This window comes from Pseudomonas sp. DF5 (assembly GCF_058148225.1).
Genome location: NZ_JBYVYM010000027.1, coordinates 22,208 through 48,432, shown reverse-complemented (window position 1 = coordinate 48,432; position 26,225 = coordinate 22,208). Strand labels below are relative to the sequence as shown.

Below are 26,225 nucleotides of genomic sequence, written 5' to 3'. Positions count from 1 at the left end.
TGTAGGAGCGAGGCTTGCCCGCGAACGATTCACCACCAAACTTCCCGCTTACAACGACTCCAGGCACCCGGCCAAATCATTCCCCAACTTTTCCAGCACCTGCTCATACCCTTGGGCAGTCGCTGGTGTGTATCCGCCCAATGCATCCAGCTCCGCCAGTGTTACCGGCAGCCCGGCCACCAGGGTTTCTGCCAGGCGCGGGCGCAGCGGCGGTTCGCTGAACACGCAAGTTTTGCCGACTTCCTGCAACCGCGTGCGCATCGCCGCGACGTGCTGGGCACCGGGTTGCACTTCGGCTGCGACACTGAACACGCCGGCATGCTTGAGGCCGTAGGCGTCTTCGAAGTAGTCAAAGGCTTCGTGGAACACAAAGTAAGGTTTGTTCGCGATGCCTGCCAGGCGAGCCTTCAGGCGCAGGTCCAAGGCATCCAGGCGCTCATCGAAGGCTTTGAGGTTGCTCTGATAGCGCGCTGCGTTAGCCGGATCGGCTGCGATCAGATCGGCAGCCATTTTGCTGGCGATCACTCGGGCGTTGATCGGCGACAACCACAAGTGCGCATCCAGGCTGCCGGGGCGATGATCGTGGTCATGCTCATCGGCTTCTTCAGCGTGGGAGTGGCTATCTTCGGCGAAATGTCGCAGTTTCAGGCCCGGCAAATCCTGTACCGCGACGCTGGGCAGCGTACGACCTTTCAGTACGCGAGGCAGGAAACCTTCCATGTCCGGACCGATCCAGTAAACCAGGTCCACCGACTGCACCTTCCGTACGTCGGATGGGCGCAAGGCGTAGTTATGCGGGGAGGCTCCGGGGGGCAGCAGCACTTCCGGAATCGCCACGCCGTCCTGCACCGCAGCGGCGATCAGCTGTAGCGGCTTGATGCTGGTAAGCACTTTGACTTCAGCCTGGGCTGAACCGATCAGCAGAAAACTTGCGACAAATGCGACAAAGATAGAAAAAAGTCGGGACACGATGACCACTCGAAGAGGCGAGAACGGGTAACATAATAACGTCTCTCACAACACTCGTCGCCGCTCATGCCTAAAACACCGATTGCCAGCCGTCCCCACGACCACTCTCATTGCGTCCATAGCGCATTGTCTGAGGCCGATGCCTTGTGCGCGCGTCAGGGGTTGCGCCTGACTGCCTTGCGCCGGCGGGTGCTGGAACTGGTGTGGCAAAGCCATAAGCCGCTGGGTGCCTACGACATTCTGGCAGTGCTCAGCGAGCAGGACGGCCGCCGTGCTGCGCCACCGACCGTGTACCGTGCGCTGGATTTTCTGTTGGAAAACGGCCTGGTGCATCGCATCTCCTCGCTGAACGCCTTCGTCGGCTGCAATCACCCGGAACATGCTCACCAAGGCCAGTTCCTGATTTGCCGCCAATGCCACGCCGCCATCGAGCTTGAACAGAAGTCCATCAGCGACGCGATCGTCGGTAGCGCCAGGGACGTCGGATTTATTGTCGAGGCCCAGACCGTTGAAGTCATCGGTCTCTGCTCGGGTTGCCAGGGGGCTTGATGAGCAATGCGCTGATCCGTCTTGAGCAGGTGGCCGTCACTTTTGCCGGGCAAAACGTGCTGGATAACATCGAACTGAGCGTCGAGCCGGGGCAGATCGTCACCCTGATCGGCCCTAATGGCGCCGGCAAAACCACACTGGTGCGCGCGGTGCTCGGTCTGTTGAAACCGGACAGCGGCAGCGTCTGGCGCAAGCCGAAGTTGCGCGTCGGTTACATGCCGCAAAAACTCCATGTCGATCCAACCCTGCCGCTATCAGTGCTGCGTTTCTTGCGTCTGGTCCCTGGCGTGGACCGCGCTCGGGCCTTGGCCGCCCTCAAGGAAGTCGGCGCCGAGCAGGTGATCGACAGCCCGGTGCAAAGTGTTTCCGGTGGCGAAATGCAGCGAGTACTGCTGGCCCGGGCATTGCTGCGCGAGCCGGAGTTGCTGGTGCTCGATGAGCCGGTACAAGGCGTCGACGTGGCCGGTCAAGCCGAGCTCTATAGCCTGATCACACGTCTGCGCGACCGTCATGGCTGCGGCGTATTGATGGTCTCTCACGATTTGCATCTGGTGATGAGCACCACCGATCAGGTGGTGTGCCTGAATCGCCACGTCTGCTGCTCCGGGCATCCCGAGCAGGTCAGCGGCGATCCCGCGTTTGTCGAATTGTTCGGAAAGAACGCACAAAGCCTGGCGATTTATCACCACCATCACGACCACGCTCACGACCTGCATGGCTCGGTGGTCGTAGCGACCCCGTCGGCCCATTCCCACGTTCATGGAGATAGCTGCAAGCATGGCTGATTTTCTGCTCTTCGCCCTGCTTGCAGGCCTGGCCCTGGCTCTGGTCGCGGGCCCGCTGGGTTCGTTCGTGGTCTGGCGGCGCATGGCTTATTTCGGCGACACCCTGTCCCACGCCGCGCTGCTGGGTGTGGCGCTGGGCTTTCTGCTGGATGTCAGCCCGACCGTGGCTGTCACCGTAGGCTGCCTGTTGCTGGCAGTGTTGCTGGTGACGCTGCAACAGCGGCAGCCATTGGCGTCTGACACACTGTTGGGAATTCTCGCACCGAGCACGCTCTCCCTGGGCCTGGTGGTACTAAGCTTCATGCATGAAGTCCGGATCGACCTGATGGCCTATCTGTTCGGCGATCTGCTGGCGATCAGCCCGACCGATCTGGCCTGGATCCTCGGCGGCAGCGCGGCGGTGCTGGTATTGCTTGTCACGCTGTGGCGACCCTTGCTGGCGATCACCGTGCACGAAGAGTTGGCCAGGGTGGAAGGTTTGCCGGTGGCGGCGTTGCGTCTGGTCCTGATGTTGCTGATCGCCGTGGTGATCGCGGTGGCGATGAAAATCGTCGGCGTGTTGCTGATTACTTCGTTACTGATTATTCCGGCGGCTGCGGCACAGCGTCACGCCCGCTCGCCGGAGCAGATGGCACTGGGCGCGAGCCTGCTGGGCATGCTCGCGGTGTGTGGCGGGCTGGCGTTGTCCTGGTTCAAGGACACCCCGGCTGGCCCGTCGATTGTGGTGGCGGCCGCCGCGCTGTTTCTGCTGAGTTTTGTCCTGCCCCGTCGAGGGGTGTAGACTTGCTCGTTTTTTGCGCAAATAGAGAGTCGCAGGAATGAAGCCGTTCGCCTCCCGTTATCTGCTCCTTGTCGCATTTTCGCTGCTACTGGGTGCTTGCCAAAGCACGCCGCCGGCGGCCACCGAGACCCCCGATGCGCGGGCCACGGCTATTGCACAACTGGAACAAAGCCTGGCCAGCAGTGAGCTGGCCACCGCCGAGGATCAATTGGCGGCCTTGCAGGCCGAGTCGCCCAACGATCAATCCCTTGAGCAATACCAGCGGCAATTGGCCGAAGCCTATTTGCTGCGCAGCCAGATCGTGTTGCAAAAAGGTGATGTGAATGCTGCGGCCACTGCCCTCAGCCGTGCCCGGGTATTGATGCCCAAGGCCCCGGCGCTGACCGGTGGCGTTAACAATGCCATCGTTCATGCACGCAAGGCTGAACTGGATAAAGCCGAAGCGGCCCTCAAGGCTGCCGAAGCCAAACCGCAGGCCAAAGTGATCGACCCAACGGCTGAAAGCACGACGGTGGCATTGAACCTCACCGATATGAGCAAACTTCGTCGTCAACTCGATGCTATCGCCGCTGATGTGGTGAATTATCAGTGCGACGTGAGCATTCAGGTTCCCCGTACCCAGGATTACCCATGGTTGGCCACCTTGCTGACCAAACGGGTGAAGAAGCTGGATTCGGGGTTTGATCTGAAGCTGGAGAAACAGATTCTGCGCAATATTCCGGCGCAGATGGTTTTGAGTCCTCGCAAGCCATAAAGAAAAGATCGCAGCCTGCAGCAGCTCCGGACCGTGTAGGAGTTAGCGCAGGCTGCGATCTTTTGCTTTTCTAGATGCATCAGGCCGCAATTGCCTTGGTCCCAGGTTCCTACCTTTGATCGCCTTATTGCCAAATCGCTGGTTGAAGGCGAAATAAATGCTAAGAACCTCTATACGGACAGGCTAAAATGCGCGCCCGGCTAACCGCTGATCCTTTTCTAACGCGCCCCACAAGGTTCGCTACGTGATCGAGTTTCAAAACGTCCACAAAACTTACCGCGTCGCCGGTAAGGATATTACCGCCCTGCATCCGACCAGTCTGACGATTGAGAACGGTCAGGTCTTTGGCCTGATCGGCCATTCCGGTGCGGGAAAAAGTACCCTGCTGCGCCTGATCAATCGCCTGGAAAACTCCAGTGGCGGCAAGATCATCGTCGATGGCGAAGAAGTCACAGCGCTGGATGCCAACGGCCTGCGACGTTTCCGTCAGCAGGTCGGGATGATTTTCCAGCACTTCAACTTGCTGGCGTCCAAGACCGTGGCCGACAACGTCGCGCTGCCGCTGACCCTCGCCGGTGAGCTGTCGCGTAGCGAAATCGACCAGCGTGTGGCGCAATTGCTGGCACGGGTTGGCCTGGCCGACCATGCGAAAAAATACCCGGCGCAACTGTCCGGTGGTCAGAAGCAGCGTGTCGGCATCGCCCGCGCCCTGGCAACCAAGCCGAAAATTTTGCTGTGCGACGAAGCCACCAGTGCCCTCGACCCGCAGACCACGGCGTCGGTTTTGCAATTGCTGGCCGAGATCAATCGCGAGCTGAAGCTGACCATCGTCCTGATCACCCACGAGATGGATGTGATCCGTCGAGTCTGCGATCAGGTGGCGGTGATGGATGCCGGTGTGATCGTCGAGCAAGGTTCGGTGGCCGAGGTGTTCCTGCATCCCAAGCACCCGACCACCAAGCGCTTCGTCCAGGAAGACGAGCAGATCGACGAGAACGAACAGCGCGACGACTTCGCTCACGTACCGGGCCGCATCGTACGCCTGACCTTCCAGGGCGAAGCGACCTACGCACCATTGCTGGGTACCGTCGCCCGGGAAACGGGCGTGGACTACAGCATCCTGGCCGGTCGTATCGATCGCATCAAAGAGGTTCCCTACGGCCAATTGACCCTGGCCGTCACCGGTGGCGACATGGAAGCGGCGTTTGCTCACTTCACCGCAGCTGATGTCCACATGGAGGTGCTGCGCTGATGGAAGTCCTGATGAGTTTCTTTTCCAATATCGACTGGTACGAAATCTGGCTGGCCACGGGCGACACCCTGCTGATGCTTGGCGGTTCGCTGTTGTTCACCGTGCTGCTGGGGTTGCCGTTGGGCGTGCTGTTGTTCTTGTGCAGCCCGCGCCAGTTGTTGGAAGCCAAAGGCGTTTACGCGATGCTGTCGCTGGTGGTGAACATTCTGCGTTCGCTGCCGTTCATCATTCTGCTGATCGTGATGATTCCGTTCACCGTATTGATTACCGGCACTTCCCTCGGTGTCGCCGGTGCGATCCCACCGTTGGTGGTGGGCGCTACGCCGTTCTTCGCGCGACTGGTGGAAACCGCCCTGCGTGAAGTGGATCGCGGCATCATCGAAGCGACCCAGGCGATGGGCGCGACGACCCGTCAGATCATCACCAACGCCTTGCTGCCGGAAGCCCGTCCGGGCATCTTCGCAGCGATTACGGTGACAGCGATTACACTGGTGTCCTACACAGCAATGGCCGGTGTGGTCGGCGCTGGCGGCTTGGGCGACCTGGCGATCCGTTTCGGTTACCAGCGTTTCCAGACCGACGTGATGGTGGTCACCGTGGTCTTGCTGCTGGTGCTGGTTCAAGTGCTGCAAACCGTCGGCGACAAGCTGGTGGTTCATTTCTCCCGCAAATAAACAGTTTTCGTCACTTAAGACATGAGCCGGCCATTCGCTGGCAGGCGCCGAAGACTGGCGCCTCACAAGGAGTTAGCTGAATGAAAAAACTACTCGTCGCATTCGCTGCCATTGCAGCCTTTTCCGCCCACGCTGCCGACACCTTGACCGTTGCGGCCACCCCGGTGCCCCACGCGGAAATCCTCGAGTTCGTTAAACCAGCCCTGGCCAAAGAAGGCGTGGACCTGAAAGTCAAAGTCTTCACCGACTACATCCAGCCAAACGTACAGGTGGCCGAGAAGCGTCTGGACGCCAACTTCTTCCAGCACCAACCGTACCTGGATGAATTCAACAAGGCCAAGGGCACTAACCTCGTCAGCGTTGCCGGTGTGCACCTGGAGCCGCTGGGCGCTTACTCCAGCAAGTACGAGAAACTGGAAGAGCTGCCGGGCGGCGCCAACGTGGTGATCCCGAACGACGCCACCAACGGCGGCCGTGCGCTGTTGCTGCTGGAGAAGGCTGGCCTGATCAAGTTGAAGGATTCGAAAAATATCCTGTCGACCGTGAAGGACATCACCGAGAACACCAAGGATCTGAAATTCCGTGAACTGGAAGCCGCGACCATCCCCCGCGTGCTGACTCAGGTCGACCTGGCGCTGATCAACACCAACTACGCGCTGGAAGCCAAGCTCGATCCGTCCAAGGACGCGCTGGTCATCGAAGGCAGCGACTCGCCGTACGTGAACATCCTCGTTGCCCGTCCGGACGACAAGGACAGCGCGGCAATGCAGAAACTGGTTGCTGCCCTGCACAGCCCGGAAGTGAAAGCCTTCATTCTCGAGAAGTACAAAGGCGCGGTATTGCCGGCGTTCTGATCAGTTGATGTAACGAAAATGGGGCGCATTGTATGCGCCCCATTTTTTTGCCTGAAACACCGTACCTGTGGGAGCGGGCTTGCCCGCGAAAGCGGTGTCACATCCAACATTGATGTTGGATGTTATGGCCCCTTCGCGGGCAAGCCCGCTCCCACAGGTTTCGTGTCGGCTATTCGCGCTTGAGCATCACCGGCAACTGCGCCACCAGTTTCTGGTTATTCAGCGGTGCACGAATGAACCCGCGTTGAGTCCCGTCCGGTCCGATCACCGCCAGGTTGCCGCTGTGGTCGACGGTGTAGTTCGGTTTGCTGGTGTCCGCCGGAATGAACGGAATGCTCACCGCGTTGGCCATTTTCTGAAGGTCTTCGACCGAGGCTGCGGTCAGCCCGATGAATTGCGGATCGAAGTAGCCCAGGTACTGCTTGAGTTGCTTGGGCGTATCGCGGTTCGGGTCGACGCTGACCAGGATGACCTGCAATTTATCCAGCGCATCCGCCGGCAGTTCGCTCTTGATCTGCCGCAGCTGGGCGAGGGTGGTCGGGCAGATGTCCGGGCAGAAGGTGTAGCCGAAGAACAGCAGACTCCACTTGCCTTTCAGTTCGTTGACCGCCACTGGCTTGCCGTCCTGATCGGTCATCTTCAGGTCCGGCAGATTGCGGCTTTGGGGCAGCAAGATGATCCCTGCATCGATCAGCGCCGTCGGGTCGCCCTGGTTCTTCCCGGTCAGTACTTTATTGACGGTCAGGCCCAGGATCAGCGCGATCAGGGCAACGAGGATGAAGACGGTTTTCTGGGTTCGGGTCATAGGATCAACAGTAAGTAGTGGTCTACGAGCAGCGCGATGAACAGCAGGAACAAGTAGTAAATAGAGTACTTGAACGTGTTGATCGCCGCGTGCGGCCGAGTGCCACGGTACAGCACCACGGCCCATTGCAGAAACCTGGCGCCCAGTAAGAGGGCACACATCAGGTAGAGCACGCCGCTCATGTGGATCACGTAGGGCATCAGGCTGACGGCCAGCAGCGCAAAGGTATAAAGCAGGATGTGGACTTTGGTGTAATGCTCGCCATGGGTTACCGGCAGCATCGGAATGTCAGCCTTGGCGTATTCCTCCTTGCGGTGAATCGCCAGCGCCCAGAAGTGCGGCGGGGTCCAGGCGAAGATGATCAGCACCAGCAACAATGGTTCGGCGCCGACATGACCGGTGGCGGCGGTCCAGCCGAGCAGTGGCGGGGCAGCTCCGGCGAGGCCGCCGATGACGATGTTCTGCGGCGTCGCGCGTTTCAGGAAACCGGTATAGACCACGGCATAACCGAGCAAGGAGGCGAGGGTCAGCCATGCTGTCAGCGGGTTGGTGAAAGTCAGCAACAAGGCCTGACCGAGCATTGCCAGTATCAGGGCGAAGGTCAGCGCAGCGGCTGGAGACACCCGGCCTTCGGCCAGGGGCCGTTTGTGGGTCCGGGCCATGACCGCGTCGATGCGCCGGTCCACCACATGATTGACCGCCGCGGCACCGCCGGCACACAGGGCGATCCCCAGATTGCCGAATACCAGCACCGTCCATGGCACCCCGGCGCGGGTCGCGAGAAACATGCCGACCAGCGAGGTGATGAGCATCAGCACCACCACTTTCGGCTTGGTCAGTTCCAGGTAGTCTCGCCAGATGGCCTGACTGTGACGTTCGCCGATCAGAGTCGCCATGGCATCTCTCCTTTTATTGTTATGGGCCCGGCCGAGTGTTTACGCAGGCGTAGTCGCCAGCGCCGAGGGGGCTGATGCTTGACCCGAACCAGGCTGGTTCGCGCGTGATAATTGACCAGCACCATCGTCAGCAACAGCGCCGCACCGCCGGCGTTGTGGGCGACGGCCACCGGCAGCGGCAAGTGGAACACCACGTTGCTGATGCCCAGGGTGATTTGTGCGGCAAGGGCGATCAGCACCATGACAGCCAGGCGCGTCATGCCGACGACCTTCAGTTGCCAGGCCAGACCGAGCAGAACAAAGGTGACCAGTAATGCGCCGATGCGGTGAGTCAGGTGAATCGCGGTGCGGGCATCGCTGTCCAGCTGCCCGCCCAGATAATTCGGGCCGATGTGTTGGGTCAGGTGAAAGCCGTTGGCGAAATCAGCCGGTGGCAGCCATTGGCCGTGGCAGGTCGGAAAGTCGATGCAGGCTACCGCCGCGTAATTGGAGCTGACCCAGCCACCGAGAGCAATTTGCAGGATCACCAACAGCAAGCCGGCGGTTGCCCAGTATTGCAAACGTCGAGGCACGGTAAGCGCCGGCAATACGCCGGACAGGCGCAAGGTCAGCAGAAACAACAGGCTCAAGGTCGCAAAACCACCGAGCAAATGTCCGGTGACCACTTGCGGCCAAAGCTTGAGCGTCACCGTCCACATGCCGAAAGCCGCTTGGCCAATGACCAACGCCAGCAGGAACAGCGGCAACTTCACCGGCTGCCCCGGATGATGACGATGGACCCAGGCGCGGCCCGCCAGAACCGCGATCAGCAGCCCCAGCGTGCCGGCGAAGTAGCGATGGACCATTTCGTTCCAGCCCTTGTGGGCTTCCACCGGGGTGTCTGGAAAATGCAGTTCGGCATGAGCCAGCTGGGCTTCGCTTTGCGGCACGCTGATAAAACCGTAGCAGCCGGGCCAGTCCGGGCAGCCGAGGCCGGCGTGGGTCAGGCGTGTGTAAGCGCCGAGCAACACCACAATCAGTGCCAGCAAGGTGGCAAACAGCGCGAGGCGAAATCCAGGTTTGGCCATGACGATGCCCTTATCCGATGTTCGACAGTTTCAGCAGGTGGCGCAGGTCGTTGAGCAGGTCCTTGCCCTTCACCGTCGGGTCGTAACGCAGCACCAGATTGCCGTGAGGGTCGATGATCCACAGGTGCGGCGTGTCATTGCTCTGCGCGCCTTTGATGTAGGACGGCAGGTCCAATGAATAGCGTTGCAACTGTGGGTACTCGCGTTGAAGTTTAGTCTCGTAATCGCTGTTCAGCGGCTGCGCGATGGCCAGTGCATGGCTGGCACGGGCAGCATCGCGACCGAGGCCGATCTGGATCTGCCGCGCCAGATAAACCAGCTGCTGGCAGTCCACCGAACAGTCCTTCGGCGCTGTCACCAGCAACTGCCAGCGTTCTTCCTGCGCCTGTACGCCGATGTCGGCGCGGGTCTGGCCGTTGCCGATCAGTTCACCGTGATAACTGCGGCCTTCGGGCACCCAGAACTGCAACTTGTACATGCCGGTGGCGAGGATCATCGGACCGATCACCCCCAATAGGATCAGCAGCAACTGCAAGCGTCCGCGCCGCCGATTTACCGGTGTTTTCGCCTCAGACATGCCGGGTGGATTCATGACCACTCCCATTATTGTTCTCCTTTGCGTTGTGCCATCCGAGATAGAGATAAAGGCCGAACAGCGCGATCGCCAAGGCGAACCACTGCACGGCATAAGCCAGATGCTTTTCCGGCCCCATGGCCACCACCGGCCAATCGGCGCGGTAGGTCGCGGGGCCGCTTTGTGCGCGTAATTCGTAGGCGAAACCATCACGCTCAAGCGCCGTCCACAGCCTGGCCGGTTCAACGGCGGTGATCAGTTGTGGCCAGGTCGTGGCGTTGGGGTCGGCGTGCAACTGGAACGTTGCGCCGGGGGAGACATAGACCCAGGCGTCGAGGCTCAACACCTCAGTCGGTGTGGTGAATGACGGCGGTGTGCGCCGATCCGGCCACGGCAGCCAGCCGCGATTGACCAGCAACCAGAGCCCGGTGGCCTGATCCTGAAACGGTTGCAACAGCTCGACCCCGACTTTGCCGTCGCGCTGCCGGTTATCCAGCAGCAGGCTGTGTTCGGCATCGAACTGGCCGTGCAGGCGAACCCGGCGGAAGGCCGGATCTTCGGTGTGTTGCAGTTCGGTGCTGGCCATCGGTTCGGCCGCCCGGCGCTCGGCGTAATTTTGCAGCAGCGCGCTTTTCTCCGCCCCCCGGCTCAACTGCCAGAAGCCGAGTGACACCAGCAAGGGCAGCAGCACTGCGACCACCAGAGTCGGCACGAGGCCCAGCCGGAAGCGCTTCATGGCGTCGCCAGAAAGTCGGTCATCGCGATAGCTATACTCACATGCATCGCCTGTCCCCCGGAGTGTCACCATGCTCAAAGCAGCCATCGTCCTGATGCTGATTGCCACGGTTGTCAGCCTGTTCAGCGGCCTGTTTTTTCTGGTCAAGGACGACAGCAGCTCGAATCGCCTGGTCATCGCCTTGAGTGTTCGTGTTGCGCTGGCCGCTGCCACTGTCGGCTTGATCGCCTGGGGCTTTTTCAGCGGCCAGTTGGTGTCTCACGTGCCTTGGTAGTCATGCGAGCCAGGGTTCAAATCACGTAGACGAAAACGAACAGACCAATCCACACCACGTCCACGAAATGCCAGTACCAAGCCGCTGCCTCGAAGCCGAAATGGTGGTCGGCATCGAAGTGCCCGCGCAGGATGCGCATCAGCATCACGAACAGGATGATGGTGCCGATGGTTACGTGGGCGCCGTGGAAACCGGTGAGCATGAAGAACGTTGCGCCGTAGATGCCGGAACCCAGGGTCAGGCCCAGTTCGTGGTAGGCGTGCAGGTATTCTTTGGCCTGAAAACCGAGGAATGTGCAGCCGAGTAACACGGTCAGCGCGAGCCAGATTTTCAGTGTGCCGCGATGGCCTTTCTTCAAGGCGTGGTGAGCAATAGTGATGGTGACGCTGGAGCTCACCAAAATCACGGTGTTGAGCAGCGGCAGGCCCCAGGGACCGATGACTTCCTTGGGCGGAGGGAAAAGTTTCGGGTCCGGGTTGTTCAGCAGTGGCCAGGCGAACTCGAATGTCGGCCACAGCATGTGGGCGATGCCTTTGGTGCCTTCACCGCCCAGTGCCGGGCCCGCGATGTTGCGCACATAAAACAGCGCACCGAAAAAGGCGAGGAAGAACATCACCTCCGAGAAAATGAACCAGCTCATGCCCCAGCGGAACGAGCGGTCGAGTTGCGGGCTGTACAACCCCGCGCGACTTTCCTTGACCACCGTTCCGAACCAGCCGAACAGCATGTAGGCCAGCAGCAGTCCGCCGACGAAAAAGATCAGCGGGCCGTGGGATTCCGGCCGTGCAGCTTTCAGGTCGTTGAACCAGGTGCCCAGGCCGAACACCGTGACCAGCATGCCGATCGTGGCGATGATCGGCCATTTGCTCTGGGCTGGAACGTAGTAATGCTCATGAGTTGCCATTTATTGTTCTCCTTATCGGGCACGCTTTAACGCCTAGCCGCCAGTGCTTGCTGCAACAGCCACGGGCGGATGACGTGCGGTGATATCGAACAGCGTGTAGGAAAGCGTCAGGTGCTTCACATCCTTGGGCATGTCGCGGTCAACGATGAACCGTACTGGCATCTCGATGCGTTGACCGGGCTGCAGCACTTGCTGGGTAAAGCAGAAACATTCGGTCTTGTGGAAGTACGCCGCGGCTGCACTCGGCGCGATACTCGGCACCGCCTGGGCGCTCATCGGCCGGTCGGTGGGGTTGTGGGCGATAAAAATCATCTCGTTCACTGCCCCGGGGTGCGCGGTCAGCTCACCGGCCTTGGGATAGAAATCCCAGGGCATGTCAGCGGCGTTGGTCGACAGAAACTGCACGCGAACCTGCCGCGAGGCGTCGACAGTTTGCTCGCCTTCATATTGCCCGGCGGTTTTGCCATTGATGCCGAATGCCTTGCACATCACGTCGTAGATCGGCACCAGGGCAAAGCCGAAGACAAACATCGCCACCACCACCAGCAACAGCCGGGTGACCAGCTTCTTCATCGAGATCGAGTCAGCCATTATTTCCAGCCTCTACGCCATATCCTGTAGGAGCTGGCTTGCCAGCGAAGGCGGAGTGTCTGACACACCGCGCTGCGTTCATCGCCAGCAAGCCGGCTCCTACAGGACCGAGGCGTTTCATTTCACTTCCGGCGGTGTGGTGAAGGTGTGATACGGCGCGGGCGATGGAATGCTCCATTCCAGGCCTTCGGCACCATCCCACGGCTTGGCCGGTGCCGGCTCGCCGCCGCGAATGGTCTTGATCACGATGAACAGGAAGAAGATCTGCGTGGCACCAAACATGAACGCGCCGATCGACGACACCATGTTGAAGTCGGCGAATTGCAGGTTGTAGTCCGGAATCCGCCGCGGCATGCCCGCCAGGCCCACGAAGTGCATCGGGAAGAACGCCATGTTCATGCCGATGAAAGACAGCCAGAAGTGCAGCTTGCCGAGGGTTTCGTCGTACATGTGGCCGGTCCACTTCGGCAGCCAGAAATACGCCGAGGCGAAGATCCCGAAGATCGCCCCCGGTACCAGCACGTAGTGAAAATGCGCGACCACGAAGTAGGTGTCCTGGTACTGGAAGTCCGCCGGGGCGATGGCCAGCATCAACCCGGAGAATCCGCCAATGGAGAACAGGATCACGAACGCCACGGCGAACAGCATCGGTGTTTCGAAGGTCAGCGAGCCTTGCCACATGGTGCTGGCCCAGTTGAACACCTTCACGCCAGTCGGCACCGCGATCAGCAGCGTGGCGTACATGAAGAACAACTCGCCCACCAGCGGAATGCCGACCACGAACATGTGGTGCGCCCAGACGATGAATGACAGGAACGCAATACTGGCCGTGGCATAGACCATCGAGGTGTAGCCAAACAGCGGCTTGCGCGAGAACGCCGGAATGATCGAGCTGACGGCACCGAAGGCCGGCAGGATCATGATGTACACCTCGGGGTGCCCGAAGAACCAGAACACATGCTGGAACAGCACCGGATCACCGCCACCGGCGGCACTGAAGAAACTGGTGCCGAAGTGGATGTCCATCAGCATCATGGTCACGCAGCCGGCCAGCACCGGCATCACCGCGATCAGCAGGAACGCGGTGATCAGCCAGGTCCAGACGAACAGCGGCATTTTCATCAACGTCATGCCGGGGGCGCGCAGGTTGAGGATGGTCGCGATCACGTTGATCGCGCCCATGATCGAACTGATCCCCATCAAGTGAATGGCGAAGATGAAAAACGTCACGCTTTCCGGCGCGTAGGTCGTCGACAGCGGTGCGTAGAAGGTCCAGCCGAAGTTCGGCCCGCCGCCAGGAGTGAACAAAGTCGATACCAGCAGAATGAACGCCGCCGGCAACAGCCAGAAACTGAAGTTGTTCATCCGTGGCAGGGCCATGTCTGGCGCGCCGATCATCAACGGGATCATCCAGTTGGCGAGGCCGACGAAAGCCGGCATCACGGCACCGAAGACCATCACCAGGCCGTGCATGGTGGTCATCTGGTTGAAGAACGCCGGTTCGACGATTTGCAGCCCTGGCTGGAACAGCTCGGCGCGAATTACCATGGCGAACGAGCCGCCGAGCAGAAACATGGTGAATGCAAACCACAGGTACAGCGTGCCGATATCCTTGTGGTTGGTAGTCAACACCCAACGCATCAGGCCTTTGGCAGGGCCGTGGGCGTGGGCGGTATCGGTATGAACATGGTCATCGACTACAACAGTCATGTCCTGTCTCCTGCAAACGGCTGGGCTGGGCGAACCGGGACGTCATGCCCCGACCGATTCCTTGAGTACGCAATAGACCGGGTCATTTGCTTTCCGCCTGTTTCAGCTCCAGCACTTCTTTAGGGGTGACCATGTCGCCTTTGTTGTTGCCCCAGGCGTTACGTTCGTAGGTCACGACCGCCGCGATATCGACTTCCGAGAGCTGCTTGCCGAACGCCGCCATCGCGGTGCCGGGCTTGCCGTGGAAGACCAGGCTCAGATGGTCCTTGATCGGGCCAGTGGCGATTTTCGAGCCCTTGAGTGCCGGGAACATCGGCGGCAGGCCCTGGCCTTCGGCCTGGTGACAGGCCACGCAAGTGGTGTGATAAATCTTGTCGCCGCGCTCCTTGAGCTCGTCGAGGGTCCATTCCTTGCTGGTCAGCTCTTTGAGTTGCGCGGCTTCCGCCTTGCGCTCGCTCAGCCATTTTTCGTAGTCGGCCTTTTCCTTGACCTCGACCACGATCGGCATGAAGCCGTGATCCTTGCCGCACAGCTCGGCGCACTGGCCACGGTAGATGCCGGGTTTGTCGACACGGGTCCAGGATTCATTGACGAAGCCCGGAATCGCATCGCGCTTGACCGCGAAGGCCGGCACCCACCAGGAGTGGATGACGTCGGCGGAGGTCACCAGAAAGCGCACCTTGGCACCGATCGGCAGCACCAGCGGCTTGTCGACCTCCAGCAAGTAATGCTCGCCCTTGGCTTCCTTGTTGTGGATCTGATCGGCGGGGGTGGTCAGGTTGCTGAAAAATTCGACGTCCTGACCCAGGTATTTGTAATGCCACTTCCACTGATAGCCGGTGACCTGGATATCGATATCCGACTCGGTGTTGTCGTACATCCTGATCAGTGTGGCGGTTGCGGGGACCGCCATGGCCACCAGGATAAGCAGGGGCACGATGGTCCAGAGGATTTCAACGGTGGTGCTTTCATGAAATTTTGCGGCCACCTGCCCGGTCGAGCGGCGGTGGATCATCATCGACCAGAACATGGCGCCGAAGACGATGATGCCGATCACCACACAGATCCAGAAAATGGTCATGTGCAGATCGAATACTGCGTGACTGATCTCAGTCGCTCCAGGCGCCATATTGACAGTCCAGGCCGCTTGCGCCTGACTGAAAATCGACCACAACAGGAGGCCCATCCAGACATGTGGATGTCGCATCATTGCGGGTTCCCCTTATCGTTCTTGTTATCCCGTAGGCGTAACGCCTGCGGCAAGGGAGCGGCTTTTTCAGACCACGAACTTGAATCGCCGAGCCTTGCTGCATATGCAGTCGGGTGTCATCAGCTAACTCCATTCAGAACCGAGTATAGACAGCGACTGCCACCTCGCAACGCGATGGGGTAAATCAGCTGAAACAGGTTGGACTTGCGTTCTAGGTCACGAATGGAGAAGGATGCAGACGAGTGGTGGCAAATCGATATAACGCAGGCGTCTCAAGGATGAAATAATTATGACAAATGCGTCTTAGCCTTTTTCCCAAGCCAGCTAAGTTATCTCTTCCCTATTTCATTGCCTTTGTTTCCTGGAGTTTTCATGAACACCGCCGCATTGCGCGAGCAGATCCAAAAAGCCCAACAACATGAAGCCGAGACCGGCCTGCTGACTCGTCAGCTGGAAACCCAACTGCCACACCTTCACTCCGCCATCCAATTGCCGGATGTCGATGCCAACGGCGTGATGACGCGTTTTGTGGCCGCGTATATAGAACAAGTGCCAGACCTGCTGGATGCGGCCAATGAAGTCGCCAGGGAAGCGGGTATCGAATCGCAGATCAAGCCGGTACTGACGATCGCCGAGCAGTTCTTCCTCCAGCCGCCGGCGATCATGGCCGGTCACGTTGGCCTGGACAGTCTGCTGGACGAAGCTTATCTGGCGCACCGCCTGGTCGAAGAGGTCAACGACCTGTACATCAAGCATTTTGGCCAGCCATTGATCCCCTTGGACATGACTGTCGCCAACCTGATTGCCCACCAATTGATTGGCGAGGAATTTGCCAACCAACTGGATGAGGCCGTGCATCACGCCGTGGACGAGATGCTAGACGATGAAAGTTTCGCGCTGGAGTCAGTGGAAGCCTACCGCGAGAAACTCAACAGCCCGGACACCGGCGCCGCGTGGAAGCGCTGGCCGTGCCTGTCGCGCCAATTGGGCGTGGAGCTGGAGCTGGATCAGCCAGCGGCTTGATCCAACGGTAAGAACCGAACACCTGTGGGAGCGAGCCTGCTCGCGATAGCGTTGTATCAATCGACATCAATGTTGGATGACCCATCACTATCGCGAGCAAGCCAGCTCCCACAGCGTTATCTAAACGGCTGAACCCACTCCGGTTGTAGTACGCAACCGCCCTTCAAGCCTGCGTTTCAACCCCCGCGCTTCAATCAACAGCTTCGAACCCTTGGCCGCATTGGCCCGGCCCCATTCCTCCAGCAACTCAAGGCAGGAGTGATCGATGTAGCTCAGGTTATTGAGCGGCACATGTACCGTCGCGCCTGCGGGAATGCTCCCCAGCACCTGGGTCAACGCCGGCACCTTGAGGAAAGTCGCCGCCCCCACCAGTCGCAGTTCCATCTCGCCGTCCGCCGGTAGATCGATCAGGCTGATTTTCAGGCGCGAAGCCTTCCAGGCCAGTTTGGCCAGCGTCAGGCCAAAGCCGATCAGCACGCCCGTCAGCAGGTCTGTGAAGATGATTGCCAGTGCAGTCGCCGCATAGGTAAACATCGGCATCCGGCCATAACGGCCCAGGCCGCGAAAGGCTTTGAGGTCCACCAGTTTGAAACCGGTGTAAACCAGCACGCCCGCCAGGCTCGCCACCGGAATGCTTTGCAGCACGCTCGATAGCAGCAACACGAAAGCCAGCAACCACAGGCCATGAAACACCGTCGACAGGCGGGTAGTGGCGCCGGCCTGAACGTTGGCCGAGCTACGCACGATCACTCCGGTCATCGGCAGCGCGCCGAGCAGACCACACAACATGTTGCCCACACCTTGCGCCGATAGCTCACGGTCGAAATCCGAGCGCTGGCCGTTGTGCATACGGTCCACAGCGGCGGCGGACAGCAAGGTTTCGGCGCTGGCGATAAAGGCCACGGCGAAGGCGGCAATCAGCAGGGTCGGATCGGCGAGGTTGAGCAAGTCTGCCGGGCGCAGCCAATCGATCGCCTCCGCCAGGTTCGCCGGAACCTCCACACGTTTGACCTGCAAGGCGAGCGCCAGGCTGGCGATCGTTGCCAGACCGACCCCGAGCAATGCACCGGGAACGAAACGCAGGGAATGCGGGCGGAATTTCTCCCACAGCCACATCACGGCAATGGTCGACAGCCCGAGCAAACCCGCCTGCCAGCCAAACGAAGGCAAAGCCTGAATCACTGCAGCAGGGAAGGCCGCCAGGTTATCCAGCCCGGAGGGCTTGGGCACGGCATCGAGCATCACGTGCACTTGCGACAGCACGATCAACACACCGATGCCGGCGAGCATGCCGTACACCACAGCCGGCGCCGTGACCCGAAACCAGCAACCCAGTTTCAAACGCCCGGCTACCAATTGCAGAAAACCCGCCAGTAGCAGGATCGGCCCGAGCATGGCGATACCATGCTGGCGCACCAGTTCGAACACCAATACCGCCAGGCCTGCCGCCGGACCGCTGACTTGCAGCGGTGAACCGGCAAGCCAGCCAACTACCAGCCCACCGATGATGCCGGTGATCAGGCCTTTGGCCGGTGGCAGCCCGGAGGCGATAGCGATGCCCATGCACAAAGGCAGGGCAACCAGAAACACAACCACCGAAGCCAGCAGCTCCCGTGGCAGAACAGCTTTTAATTGAGCGGCACGCATGGTGACTCTCCCGAAGTTTTCTTCAGGCATGGCAAAGCCAAGCTGCCTGATCAGCAGCCTCGGCTAAACCACACAAGGATCTCGTGGCCTGTCTCGCAAAGAGACAGGCCACGAAGAGGATTTAGAAGCGCGCTTTGGGCGTCGCCACCGGAATCGGATGGCTGCCATCGAGCGGCAGGAAACAACCCTGATCCGCGTCGTAAGCCTGGATTTCGCTGGTTTCGATGTTGTACACCCAACCATGGATAAACAGCTGACCGTTGGCCATGCGCGAGGCCACCGACGGGTGCGTGCGCAAATGTTGCAACTGAGCGATCACATTCTCTTCGGTAAGGATGTGCATGCTCTCGCTTTCATTCGAGCAATGGCAGTTGTCCTGAACCATGGTTTTCGCCACTTCCGCATGGCGTAGCCAGGCTTTGACCGTCGGCATCTTTTCCAGGCTCTGCGGGTTGAGTACCGCGCGCATGGCGCCACAGTCGGAGTGACCGCAGATGATGATGTGCTGCACGCCGAGCGCCAGCACTGCGTATTCGATGGCTGTGGAAACACCACCGTTCATTTGCCCATAAGGCGGCACGACGTTGCCGACGTTACGGGTGACGAACAGGTCGCCGGGGGCGCTTTGGGTGATCAGCTCGGGAACAATGCGCGAATCGGCGCATGCGATGAACATCGCCCGAGGCCGCTGGGCCGTGGCGAGTTTTTTGAAGAGTTCTTCCTGCTGCGGAAAGATCTCGTGATGAAAATGCAAAAAGCCGTCAACAATATGCTGCAGCGCTGCATCGGCGGTTTCCGCCTCCGGTTGGGCTGAAGCCGACGCAGCCAAAGGCTGTTTATCCTTGTCACTCATGATTCATCCTCTTTGGCGGAGTCAGGGAATTTTCCCGTTTTGTCCGATGTGAAGCCAGTGGCTGTATAAAAAACATCCAGGTCGAAAAGCAGACCCGTCAGTCACTCGATGAACAAGGTAGCGGCCGAAGCTTAACTCAAACTGAATCAAACGCTCTAGAACGTACGTTCCAGGTCATGAAAAATATGACCAGCGAACGCGACGTGCTTTTTTCACTACTCCACCATAGGTCCGATTGTCCTTAAATCAATGACATCTGGCGACCCGGCGGACAAAAGGCTTTGCAGTCCAGATCGAAACCTTCCCGACGGTTGAGCCCCAGGCGCTTGATGGTTTTGGCAAAACGCTGCGCCAGCAGATCGGCAAATGGTCCTTCACCGCGCATACGGGCACCAAACCGACTGTCGTAAAGCTCGCCGCCACGGCTCTGGCGGATCAGGCTCAACACATGAGCTGCACGCTGAGGATAGTGGGCGGCCAGCCACTCTTCGAACAGCGGCGCCACTTCCAGCGGCAGGCGCAACATCATGTAAGCCGCAGTTTGTGCTCCGGCCGCATGGGCTTCAGTCAGCAGGCTTTCGAGTTCGCTGTCGTTGATCATCGGAATCATCGGTGAACACAAGACGCCCACCGGAATCCCCGCTTCACGCATCACCCGGATCGCCCGCAGTCGTGCCTTGGGCGCAGCCGTACGGGGCTCGAGGATGCGTTTGAGCTCATCGTCCAGAGTGGTGAGGCTGATCATTACTGCCACCAGCCTTTGTTCGGCGAGTTCGGCCAGCAGATCCAGATCGCGCAGGATCAGCGAGCCCTTGGTGATGATGGTCACCGGATGGCGGTAGCGCAGCAGCACCTCGAGGATCTTGCGGGTGATTCTGTGTTCACGCTCGATGGGCTGATAAGGATCGGTGTTGGAGCCCAGGTTGATCGGCGCGCATTGATAGCCGCGTTTGCACAGTTGTTCTTCCAGCACATCGGCGGCGTTGGTCTTGGCGATCAGCCTGGTTTCGAAATCCAGCCCTGGCGACATGTCCCAGTAGGCGTGGCTGGGCCGTGCGTAGCAATAGATACAGCCATGCTCGCAGCCACGATAGGGATTGATCGAGCGGTCGAAGGGCAAGTCCGGCGAGTTGTTGCGGGTAATGATGGTCTTCGCCGTCTCGATGCGCACCTCGGTGCCTTGGGTGATCGGCGCTTCCTGATACCAGCCGTCATCCTCGGCCACCGAACGGTTCGGTGCGAAACGGTTGTGCGGGTTGGTGGCGGTGCCGCGACCGCGGGGTGGCAGAGGCGTGTTCATCGATAAAACCCATTGACTGTATGTGCATACAGTATCAAGAGGGCAAGCGACAAGCCAGTGCCGTTCGGCGAGTGAATGTCGGAGATTATATAAAGGAACTAACAAGACAAGTTTATGGATCAAACGCATCGCGCAACTGTCATCACCGGAAATATATATCAAGTAGCGCAATTACAAAGGCTGTTAGTACCATTCTCGTCACACGAAGTTGTCGTGAATTATTAATTAAAAGGATTTAGTCATGTCGTTTTTTAATCAGCGTGGTATTTTTTTGCAACTGTTGGTGCCCAGCATAACCAATCCTCGCGAAGCACAAGTATCGATGCAGCTTGCCCGTAAAGAGCTGGGATGGGATGCGGTAAATGAAGTGCAGACAGAGGCACTGGTCGATTCCGTCTATGTGACAGCGGTTTCCAGCGATGGTGGTCAGTCCTTCACGATCAAGACCATTAACAGCGATGTGGACGGTGATGGCGATATCGATGGTGACGACAAGGCAAAACTGCTGGCCTTGGCCAAGGCTTATTCCAGTATCGTAAATCCCTGAAGTTGATAGTTGTTGCCAGGTCTGCATGAAACTCCATGCAGGCCTGGTTTTATCGGTGTCTATTAACTCGAGGTCTTGCCGGATAGTGTCTCTCAGTCAACTAGCGATGTCGGACAGTCCGGCTGACCCGAATGACAACCAGCCTCGGGCATTTGCTGTTCTATTCACGATTCTTTGACAGCGGCCTCACAGGTCTTTGACTGTCCCGAGTTCAGGCTGTCGATCACTTATCCATCACTTCACGGTCGCCTGAGCATGTCCCTACTGCGCCTTCTACCTGCGACGATTCTTTTGTCGCTGGCCGCACTGTTCAACCTGACGCTGGCCCACGCTGACGACGCTGCTCCACCTCGGCCTGCGGGCTGGGCTCAATCGGTGGAGGTTCAGTACAACCTCTATCAGATGTCCCCGACCCTCTATCGCAGTGCATTGCCGGACAAGGGAGCGGTGCCGTTGCTGGAAAAACTCAAGGTCGCCACCGTTATCAACTTCCTGCCTGAGCCAGACTCAAGTTGGTTGTCCGCACCCGGAATCACCCAGATACAGCTGCCCTACCGGACCAATCACGTAGATGACAGTGATGTGCTCAAGGCCATTCGCGCGATTCAGACCGCTGAAGCCAAAGGCCCTGTGCTTATGCACTGCAAGCACGGCTCGGATCGCACCGGCTTGATGGCCGCGATGTACCGGGTGGTGGTGCAGGGCTGGAGCAAGGAAGACGCGCTGAGTGAAATGACCCAGGGCGGTTTTGGCGACAGCACCCACTTCAAGGACGGCATTCGCTACATGATGCAGGCTGATGTCGACAAACTTCGTACGGCGCTGGCCAATGGTGATTGCAGTACCAGCCCATTTGCCAGCTGTTCAATGAAGAACTGGTTCAAATCGGCCCACATTGAGTAACCGCTGTCGCCGGGAAAAGATCCTCGGCAAGCGAGCGCTCCAGAAATGCCTCTACAGATGACAATAGAGAGCGCGAATCCCCGGGTGAAAAAATGGCTTCGCGGAAAGCTTTACCTGTTTTGGCATTGAAAACCCAATCCCGCTCAAAGCGTTTGAAGGCTTCGGTGGCCAGCACATCTGACCAGTTGTAGGCGTAAACCGACGCGCCGTAACCGGTCACCATATAATCGAAACTGTTGGCGAGTCGGCTGTAGGAAGACAATTTCAGGTGAGGAAATTCCTGCTGTACGTCTTCGAACACTTGCCGAACGCTACGACCATCGCCTTGTGAGCGGTGCAGTTGGAAATCAAACCAGCCAGCCATCAGCAATCTGGCTGTCTGCCAGCTGCCATGGGTTTGAATCGATGTCAGTGCTTTATCGATTTGAGCCTCGGTCAAGCGTTCACCGGTGCGGTAGTGGGTCGCCAGCCACAGTAGAAATTCTCGAGAAAAGCACCAGCGTTCGAATAGTTGCCCGGCAAACTCCGCCGTGTCGCGTCCCAGCTGGGAGATGCCTGAAAGAGTGTAATGCGGTGAACGAGTCAGTGTGTGGTGCAGGCAGTGGCCAAATTCATGGAAAAGCACCCGCAGGTCCAGATGAGTCAGCAGACAAGGCTGATCAGCAAGAGTCTCAGTGAAGTTGGCGTGAATAACGGCTATTGGCAGAGTCAATCGGCCTTCGGCGTCTACTCGCCGATTGCGCGGTGTTGCGGTCCATGGAAAGTCAGGAGCCTCCTTGCGATGGAACGGGTCGAGGTAAATGTGTCCGATCACCTGCCCATGCTCGCTGACTTCAAATAGACGGACGTTGTCATGCCAGCGACTGAACTTCGATTGCTCAACGATCTGGACCCCGAACATGCGCTCGCTGAACAGGCAGATTCGGCGCAGGGTTGCGTCCAGGGGAAAATAATCGCGCAGGTTTTTCAGGGGCGTATCGAGATATTGCTGACGCAGCTTTTCGGCTAGAAACTCGTGGTCCCAGGGCTGTACCTCAGCAATGCCCTGTCCCGCCGCGAACTCCTTGAGCGCCTGCGCATCCTCCTCGAAACTCGGTGTTTTCAGTGCCACTTGTCGACGCAGGAATCCGCTGACCTGTGCGGTTGAGCCTGCCATCCGGTTCGTCAGGCTCAGTTGGGCAAAGTTTTCATACCCCAGCAGTTGGGCTTTGAGATGACGCTTGGCCAACAGCGATTCCAATACCGGACCATTATCGAATTGCCCGGCATGGGAGCCCTGATCGGAGGCTCGAGTGTTGAAGGCAATGAAATACTCTTCACGCAGGGAGCGATCTTCGGCATGGACCATGACTTGATTGTAGGTGTCCTGATCCAGGGTTATCAGCCAGCCTGCGTGCCCAGCCTGCCGTGCGTTGAGTGCCAGACGATCTTGGGTCGCCACGGGTAAACCGTTGAGTTGAGCGACTGTGTCGATGCGCTTGTCCCAAGCCGAGCCAGCGTTCTCCAGGTGTTTCAGGAACAGGCTCTCGAGCGCGCTGATTTCGCGACTCAGGCGAGCAAGCTGCTGCTGTTGATCGAGGGGCAATTCGATCCCGGAGAAATGAAACCTGCGCAGAATCTTGTTCAGCACAGCTTTGCGAGATTCATCGAAACTTGTGGCGATCGGGCTTTGCGCGAGCTTTTGATAGGCCCGGAACAGTGCCTGATTGCTCATTTTTTCGGTTTTGTACTGCGCCACGGCATCACGACATGCATCGATTGCCAGCTCCCAGGTGTCACCGTCGTGCTTCACCATGGCGAGGGTTTCGATGATGCCCATGGCTTCATCCAGACGTGCATCGGTGTCATCGACTGCCAGCACAAGGTCGTCCCAGGTCGGGAATGCTGATTGGGTGGCGATGATCGCGGGAATGGCCTGACGGTTGTCGCTGATGATTCTTTCGATGGCCGGCACGAGATGCTCGGCGCGAACATCCGAATAGGGCGGCAGGTTCCAGTGCTGTAGAAGCGGATTGGTATCTGGCATGGTGTCTTCCTTGACTGGAGGCTGAATGTGGTCAGCCTAATAAGGAAGCGCCGGAGAAAGGTGGTAGATAGATACCACCTTTCACGGGAGTGAAAGGTGGTGTTCCAGTCAGTGTTGCTCGTCGGGTTTTTTCTTCAACTTTGGGTTCGGAAAAAACTGCACTGCCTGAACCTTGGCGTCCGGCACCTTGAGTGCCGGGGTATTGACCCGGGTGCCCAATTCCTTGGGCACCGACAGACCTTGTTCATTCAGCGTGTCGGAATAACCGCAGGCCACGCACTCGCGGTGCGGAACAGTATCTTCGCTCCACATCATCAACTTGTCCGGCTCGCTGCAAGCCGGGCAGACCGCCCCGGCGATAAAGCGTTTTTTGGTAATCACAGGTCCCTCACTCATGCTGCCGCGTCCTCGGTCAGGCCGCTGTGGCGCAAGAGTGCGTCAATCGATGGCGCACGGCCACGGAAGTCGACGAACAGCACCATCGGTTCCTGGGAACCACCTCGTGCCAGGATCGCTTCGCGGAAGGCACGACCGGTCTGGGCATTGAGCACGCCGTCTTCTTCGAACTTCGAGAAGGCATCGGCCGACAATACTTCTGCCCATTTATAGCTGTAGTAACCCGCTGCGTAACCACCGGCGAAGATGTGGGCGAAGCTGTTGGGGAAACGGTTGTAGGCCGGTGGACGCATGACCGAAACCTCATCACGCACCCCTTCGAGCACTTGCAGCACGCTGCGGCCGTCGCCGTGGGTGGCGTGCAGCTCGAAGTCGAACAGCGAGAACTCCAGTTGGCGGACCATCATCAGGCCGGACTGGAAGTTCTTCGCCGCGAGCATTTTCTCCAGCAGATCCTGAGGCAACGGTTCGCCGGTTTCGTAGTGACCGGAAATCAGTGCCAGACCTTCCGGCTCCCAGCACCAGTTTTCCATGAACTGGCTTGGCAGCTCGACCGCATCCCAGGCCACGCCGTTGATGCCGGACACACCAGCGTGCTCGACGCGGGTCAGCAGGTGATGCAGGCCGTGACCGAATTCATGGAACAGGGTGGTCACTTCGTCGTGAGTCAGCAGGGCTGGTTTACCGCTGTCGGCTGGGGTGAAATTGCACACCAGGTTCGCCACCGGGCTTTGCAGCACACCATTGATTGTGCGGCGGTGATCGCGGGCGCCGTCCATCCAGGCACCGCCACGCTTGTTGGCGCGGGCATAGAGGTCGAAGAAGAAGCGGCCGACGTGCTGGCCGTTTTCCTTGATTTCGAACAGGCGAACATCTGGGTGCCAGGTATCGAAGCCTTTCAGCTCGGCGATCTCAATGCCGTACAGGCGCTGGACGATGGCGAACAGCCCACCCAGAACCTTGTCGATCGGGAAGTACGCGCGAAGGGTTTCCTGGGCAACGCTGTAGCGCTGCTCGCGAAGTTTTTCACCGTAGAAACCGCTGTCCCAGCTTTGCAGGTCCGGGCAACCCTGTTCGGCGGCGTAGGCCTTGAGCTGCTCCAGATCCCGGACGGCGAACGGCTTGCTGCGCTTGGCCAGGTCGCGCAGGAAGCTGAGAACCTGATCGCTGGATTCGGCCATTTTGGTCGCCAGGCTCAGCTCTGAGAAGCTGGTGAAACCCAATAGTTTTGCCAGTTCCTGACGCAGGTCGAGGATTTCTTCCATGACCGGGCCGTTATCGTTCTGACCGGCATTCGGGCCTTGGTCCGACGCACGGGTGCAGTAGGCGGCGTAGACTTCTTCGCGCAGGGCGCGGTCCTGGGCGTAGGTCATCACCGCGTAGTAACTCGGGAATTCCAGGGTGATCAGCCAGCCGTCGAGGTCTTTGGCTTGCGCGGCGGCGGCCATCTGCGCCTTGGCCGAATCGGTCAGGCCGGCGAGGGCGGCTTCGTCAGTGATGTGCTTGGTCCAGGCCTGAGTGGCGTCGAGCAACTGGTTGGAGAAGCGACTGCCCAGCTCCGACAGTTTGCTCTGCACGTCGGCATAACGCTTTTGTTCGGCTTCAGGCAGGTCGATACCCGACAGGCGGAAGTCACGCAGGGCGTGCTCCAGGATGGTTTTCTGCGCCACGTCGAAACCGGCGGCCTCAGGACTGTTCGCCAGCGCTTCATAGGCCTGAAACAGTTCACGGTTCTGGCCCAGCTCGGTGGCGTAGGCGCTCAGGGCCGGCAGGCAGGACTCGTAAGCCTCGCGCAACTCAGCGCTGTTGCACACGGCATTGAGGTGGCTGACCGGGCTCCAGGCGGCGCCCAGACGATCATTGAGTTCGTCCATCGCCAGCACCAGGCCGGCCCAGGTTGGTTGTTTGCCTTGGGTCTTGAGGATTTCCACAATGGCGGCGCGGTTGTCAGCCAGGATCTTTTCAATGGCCGGTTGCACGTGTTCGGCACGGATCGCCGAGAACGGCGGCAGGTCGTAGGACTGCAGAAGAGGGTTGTTCACGCTCACGGTTGGCACCTTGGCTGGAAAACATGCGGGAAGAAACATGCGCCCATCTTAATTACAATCGACGCTCACCGCAGCTATCGGCAACAGAGAGAAACCC

27 protein-coding genes are annotated in these 26,225 nt (G+C 59.1%); 11 read left to right on the top strand and 16 right to left on the bottom strand.

The window, feature by feature from the left end; genetic code table 11:
- Positions 1 to 48: 48 nt before the first annotated feature.
- On the bottom strand, positions 49 to 969 hold the full coding sequence (locus tag AC30D7_RS22600) for a zinc ABC transporter substrate-binding protein (protein WP_490135538.1): 921 nt from the start codon (positions 967 to 969) through the stop codon (positions 49 to 51).
- Between the two features lie 66 nt (positions 970 to 1,035).
- Between AC30D7_RS22600 and zur the strand changes: the two genes are divergently transcribed.
- The 7 genes from zur (at position 1,036) to AC30D7_RS22565 (ending at position 6,618) form a co-directional block, all read left to right on the top strand.
- On the top strand, positions 1,036 to 1,518 hold the full coding sequence (zur, locus tag AC30D7_RS22595; RefSeq protein ID WP_026286509.1) for a zinc uptake transcriptional repressor Zur: 483 nt from the start codon (positions 1,036 to 1,038) through the stop codon (positions 1,516 to 1,518).
- Positions 1,518 to 2,303, top strand: coding sequence for a zinc ABC transporter ATP-binding protein ZnuC (znuC, locus tag AC30D7_RS22590; RefSeq protein WP_490135537.1), 786 nt, complete (start codon positions 1,518 to 1,520; stop codon positions 2,301 to 2,303). Before zur ends, znuC begins: the two co-directional genes overlap by 1 nt.
- Complete coding sequence (znuB, locus tag AC30D7_RS22585; protein ID WP_019580298.1) at positions 2,296 to 3,084, top strand: zinc ABC transporter permease subunit ZnuB; 789 nt, start codon at positions 2,296 to 2,298, stop codon at positions 3,082 to 3,084. The genes znuC and znuB overlap by 8 nt, the downstream gene beginning before the upstream one ends.
- 37 nt (positions 3,085 to 3,121) lie before the next feature.
- A complete protein-coding gene (locus tag AC30D7_RS22580) occupies positions 3,122 to 3,838 on the top strand; it encodes a PA5502 family lipoprotein (protein WP_490135536.1) in 717 nt (238 codons plus the stop codon).
- A gap of 244 nt (positions 3,839 to 4,082) precedes the next feature.
- On the top strand, positions 4,083 to 5,090 hold the full coding sequence (locus AC30D7_RS22575) for a methionine ABC transporter ATP-binding protein (protein ID WP_490135535.1): 1,008 nt from the start codon (positions 4,083 to 4,085) through the stop codon (positions 5,088 to 5,090).
- Positions 5,090 to 5,764 carry a methionine ABC transporter permease gene (locus tag AC30D7_RS22570; protein WP_018927268.1) on the top strand — a complete coding sequence of 225 codons (675 nt, stop codon included), beginning with the start codon at positions 5,090 to 5,092 and terminating at the stop codon, positions 5,762 to 5,764. Before AC30D7_RS22575 ends, AC30D7_RS22570 begins: the two co-directional genes overlap by 1 nt.
- Positions 5,765 to 5,844: 80 nt before the next feature.
- Positions 5,845 to 6,618, top strand: coding sequence for a MetQ/NlpA family ABC transporter substrate-binding protein (locus AC30D7_RS22565; RefSeq protein WP_490135534.1), 774 nt, complete (start codon positions 5,845 to 5,847; stop codon positions 6,616 to 6,618).
- 169 nt (positions 6,619 to 6,787) lie between these two features.
- Here the strand turns inward: AC30D7_RS22565 and AC30D7_RS22560 are convergent, their stop codons facing one another.
- Genes AC30D7_RS22560 through AC30D7_RS22540 form a run of 5 tightly spaced genes read right to left on the bottom strand, consistent with a single transcriptional unit; the run spans position 6,788 to position 10,696 of the window.
- The gene (locus tag AC30D7_RS22560) at positions 6,788 to 7,423 is read right to left on the bottom strand and encodes an SCO family protein (RefSeq protein WP_490135533.1); all 636 of its coding nucleotides are present in this window, start codon (positions 7,421 to 7,423) and stop codon (positions 6,788 to 6,790) included.
- On the bottom strand, positions 7,420 to 8,319 hold the full coding sequence (cyoE, locus tag AC30D7_RS22555; RefSeq protein ID WP_018927265.1) for a heme o synthase: 900 nt from the start codon (positions 8,317 to 8,319) through the stop codon (positions 7,420 to 7,422). Before cyoE ends, AC30D7_RS22560 begins: the two co-directional genes overlap by 4 nt.
- A complete protein-coding gene (locus AC30D7_RS22550) occupies positions 8,307 to 9,386 on the bottom strand; it encodes a COX15/CtaA family protein (protein ID WP_018927264.1) in 1,080 nt (359 codons plus the stop codon). The genes cyoE and AC30D7_RS22550 overlap by 13 nt, the downstream gene beginning before the upstream one ends.
- 10 nt (positions 9,387 to 9,396) lie before the next feature.
- The gene (locus AC30D7_RS22545; protein ID WP_490135532.1) at positions 9,397 to 9,990 is read right to left on the bottom strand and encodes a hypothetical protein; all 594 of its coding nucleotides are present in this window, start codon (positions 9,988 to 9,990) and stop codon (positions 9,397 to 9,399) included.
- Positions 9,956 to 10,696, bottom strand: a complete 741-nt coding sequence (locus AC30D7_RS22540; RefSeq protein WP_490135531.1) for an SURF1 family protein — start codon at positions 10,694 to 10,696, stop codon at positions 9,956 to 9,958. Before AC30D7_RS22540 ends, AC30D7_RS22545 begins: the two co-directional genes overlap by 35 nt.
- A gap of 70 nt (positions 10,697 to 10,766) precedes the next feature.
- On the opposite strand from AC30D7_RS22540, the gene AC30D7_RS22535 reads away from it, so the two are divergent.
- On the top strand, positions 10,767 to 10,970 hold the full coding sequence (locus tag AC30D7_RS22535) for a twin transmembrane helix small protein (protein WP_007940724.1): 204 nt from the start codon (positions 10,767 to 10,769) through the stop codon (positions 10,968 to 10,970).
- A gap of 16 nt (positions 10,971 to 10,986) precedes the next feature.
- Here the strand turns inward: AC30D7_RS22535 and AC30D7_RS22530 are convergent, their stop codons facing one another.
- The 4 genes from AC30D7_RS22530 to coxB all read right to left on the bottom strand — a co-directional run bounded on the left by AC30D7_RS22530 (position 10,987) and on the right by coxB (position 15,385).
- Complete coding sequence (locus tag AC30D7_RS22530) at positions 10,987 to 11,874, bottom strand: cytochrome c oxidase subunit 3 (protein WP_490135530.1); 888 nt, start codon at positions 11,872 to 11,874, stop codon at positions 10,987 to 10,989.
- Positions 11,875 to 11,907: 33 nt separating this feature from the next.
- A complete protein-coding gene (locus AC30D7_RS22525) occupies positions 11,908 to 12,465 on the bottom strand; it encodes a cytochrome c oxidase assembly protein (RefSeq protein WP_490135529.1) in 558 nt (185 codons plus the stop codon).
- Between the two features lie 117 nt (positions 12,466 to 12,582).
- On the bottom strand, positions 12,583 to 14,175 hold the full coding sequence (ctaD, locus tag AC30D7_RS22520; protein WP_064615680.1) for a cytochrome c oxidase subunit I: 1,593 nt from the start codon (positions 14,173 to 14,175) through the stop codon (positions 12,583 to 12,585).
- Positions 14,176 to 14,257: 82 nt separating this feature from the next.
- On the bottom strand, positions 14,258 to 15,385 hold the full coding sequence (gene coxB, locus AC30D7_RS22515) for a cytochrome c oxidase subunit II (RefSeq protein WP_490135528.1): 1,128 nt from the start codon (positions 15,383 to 15,385) through the stop codon (positions 14,258 to 14,260).
- Positions 15,386 to 15,757: 372 nt separating this feature from the next.
- Here coxB and AC30D7_RS22510 point away from each other — a divergent pair, with 372 nt between their 5' ends.
- Positions 15,758 to 16,408 (top strand): hypothetical protein, encoded by a 651-nt coding sequence (locus tag AC30D7_RS22510; RefSeq protein ID WP_490135527.1) that lies wholly within the window; start codon positions 15,758 to 15,760, stop codon positions 16,406 to 16,408.
- A gap of 120 nt (positions 16,409 to 16,528) precedes the next feature.
- Here AC30D7_RS22510 and AC30D7_RS22505 read toward each other — a convergent pair whose 3' ends face one another.
- The 3 genes from AC30D7_RS22505 to AC30D7_RS22495 all read right to left on the bottom strand — a co-directional run bounded on the left by AC30D7_RS22505 (position 16,529) and on the right by AC30D7_RS22495 (position 20,208).
- Positions 16,529 to 18,055 carry a SulP family inorganic anion transporter gene (locus tag AC30D7_RS22505; protein ID WP_490135526.1) on the bottom strand — a complete coding sequence of 509 codons (1,527 nt, stop codon included), beginning with the start codon at positions 18,053 to 18,055 and terminating at the stop codon, positions 16,529 to 16,531.
- A 121-nt stretch (positions 18,056 to 18,176) separates the two neighbouring features.
- The gene (locus tag AC30D7_RS22500) at positions 18,177 to 18,908 is read right to left on the bottom strand and encodes a carbonic anhydrase (protein ID WP_018927254.1); all 732 of its coding nucleotides are present in this window, start codon (positions 18,906 to 18,908) and stop codon (positions 18,177 to 18,179) included.
- A 241-nt stretch (positions 18,909 to 19,149) separates the two neighbouring features.
- Positions 19,150 to 20,208 (bottom strand): PA0069 family radical SAM protein, encoded by a 1,059-nt coding sequence (locus AC30D7_RS22495; RefSeq protein ID WP_490135525.1) that lies wholly within the window; start codon positions 20,206 to 20,208, stop codon positions 19,150 to 19,152.
- A 241-nt stretch (positions 20,209 to 20,449) separates the two neighbouring features.
- Here AC30D7_RS22495 and AC30D7_RS22490 point away from each other — a divergent pair, with 241 nt between their 5' ends.
- Both AC30D7_RS22490 and AC30D7_RS22485 read left to right on the top strand, forming a co-directional pair.
- Positions 20,450 to 20,755 (top strand): hypothetical protein, encoded by a 306-nt coding sequence (locus AC30D7_RS22490; RefSeq protein WP_490135524.1) that lies wholly within the window; start codon positions 20,450 to 20,452, stop codon positions 20,753 to 20,755.
- Positions 20,756 to 21,010: 255 nt separating this feature from the next.
- The gene (locus AC30D7_RS22485) at positions 21,011 to 21,658 is read left to right on the top strand and encodes a dual specificity protein phosphatase family protein (RefSeq protein ID WP_490135523.1); all 648 of its coding nucleotides are present in this window, start codon (positions 21,011 to 21,013) and stop codon (positions 21,656 to 21,658) included.
- On the opposite strand, the gene AC30D7_RS22480 is transcribed toward AC30D7_RS22485, so the two are convergent.
- The 3 genes from AC30D7_RS22480 to prlC all read right to left on the bottom strand — a co-directional run bounded on the left by AC30D7_RS22480 (position 21,636) and on the right by prlC (position 26,167).
- The gene (locus AC30D7_RS22480) at positions 21,636 to 23,684 is read right to left on the bottom strand and encodes a M3 family metallopeptidase (RefSeq protein WP_490135522.1); all 2,049 of its coding nucleotides are present in this window, start codon (positions 23,682 to 23,684) and stop codon (positions 21,636 to 21,638) included. The two genes, AC30D7_RS22485 and AC30D7_RS22480, sit on opposite strands and share 23 nt — an antisense overlap.
- Before the next feature lie 108 nt (positions 23,685 to 23,792).
- Entirely contained in the window at positions 23,793 to 24,080 is a 288-nt protein-coding gene (locus tag AC30D7_RS22475; protein WP_490135521.1) for a YheV family putative zinc ribbon protein, read from the bottom strand.
- Positions 24,077 to 26,167: an oligopeptidase A gene (gene prlC, locus AC30D7_RS22470; protein ID WP_490135520.1), complete on the bottom strand. Its 2,091-nt coding sequence runs from the start codon at positions 26,165 to 26,167 to the stop codon at positions 24,077 to 24,079. The genes AC30D7_RS22475 and prlC overlap by 4 nt, the downstream gene beginning before the upstream one ends.
- Positions 26,168 to 26,225 lie beyond the last annotated feature (58 nt).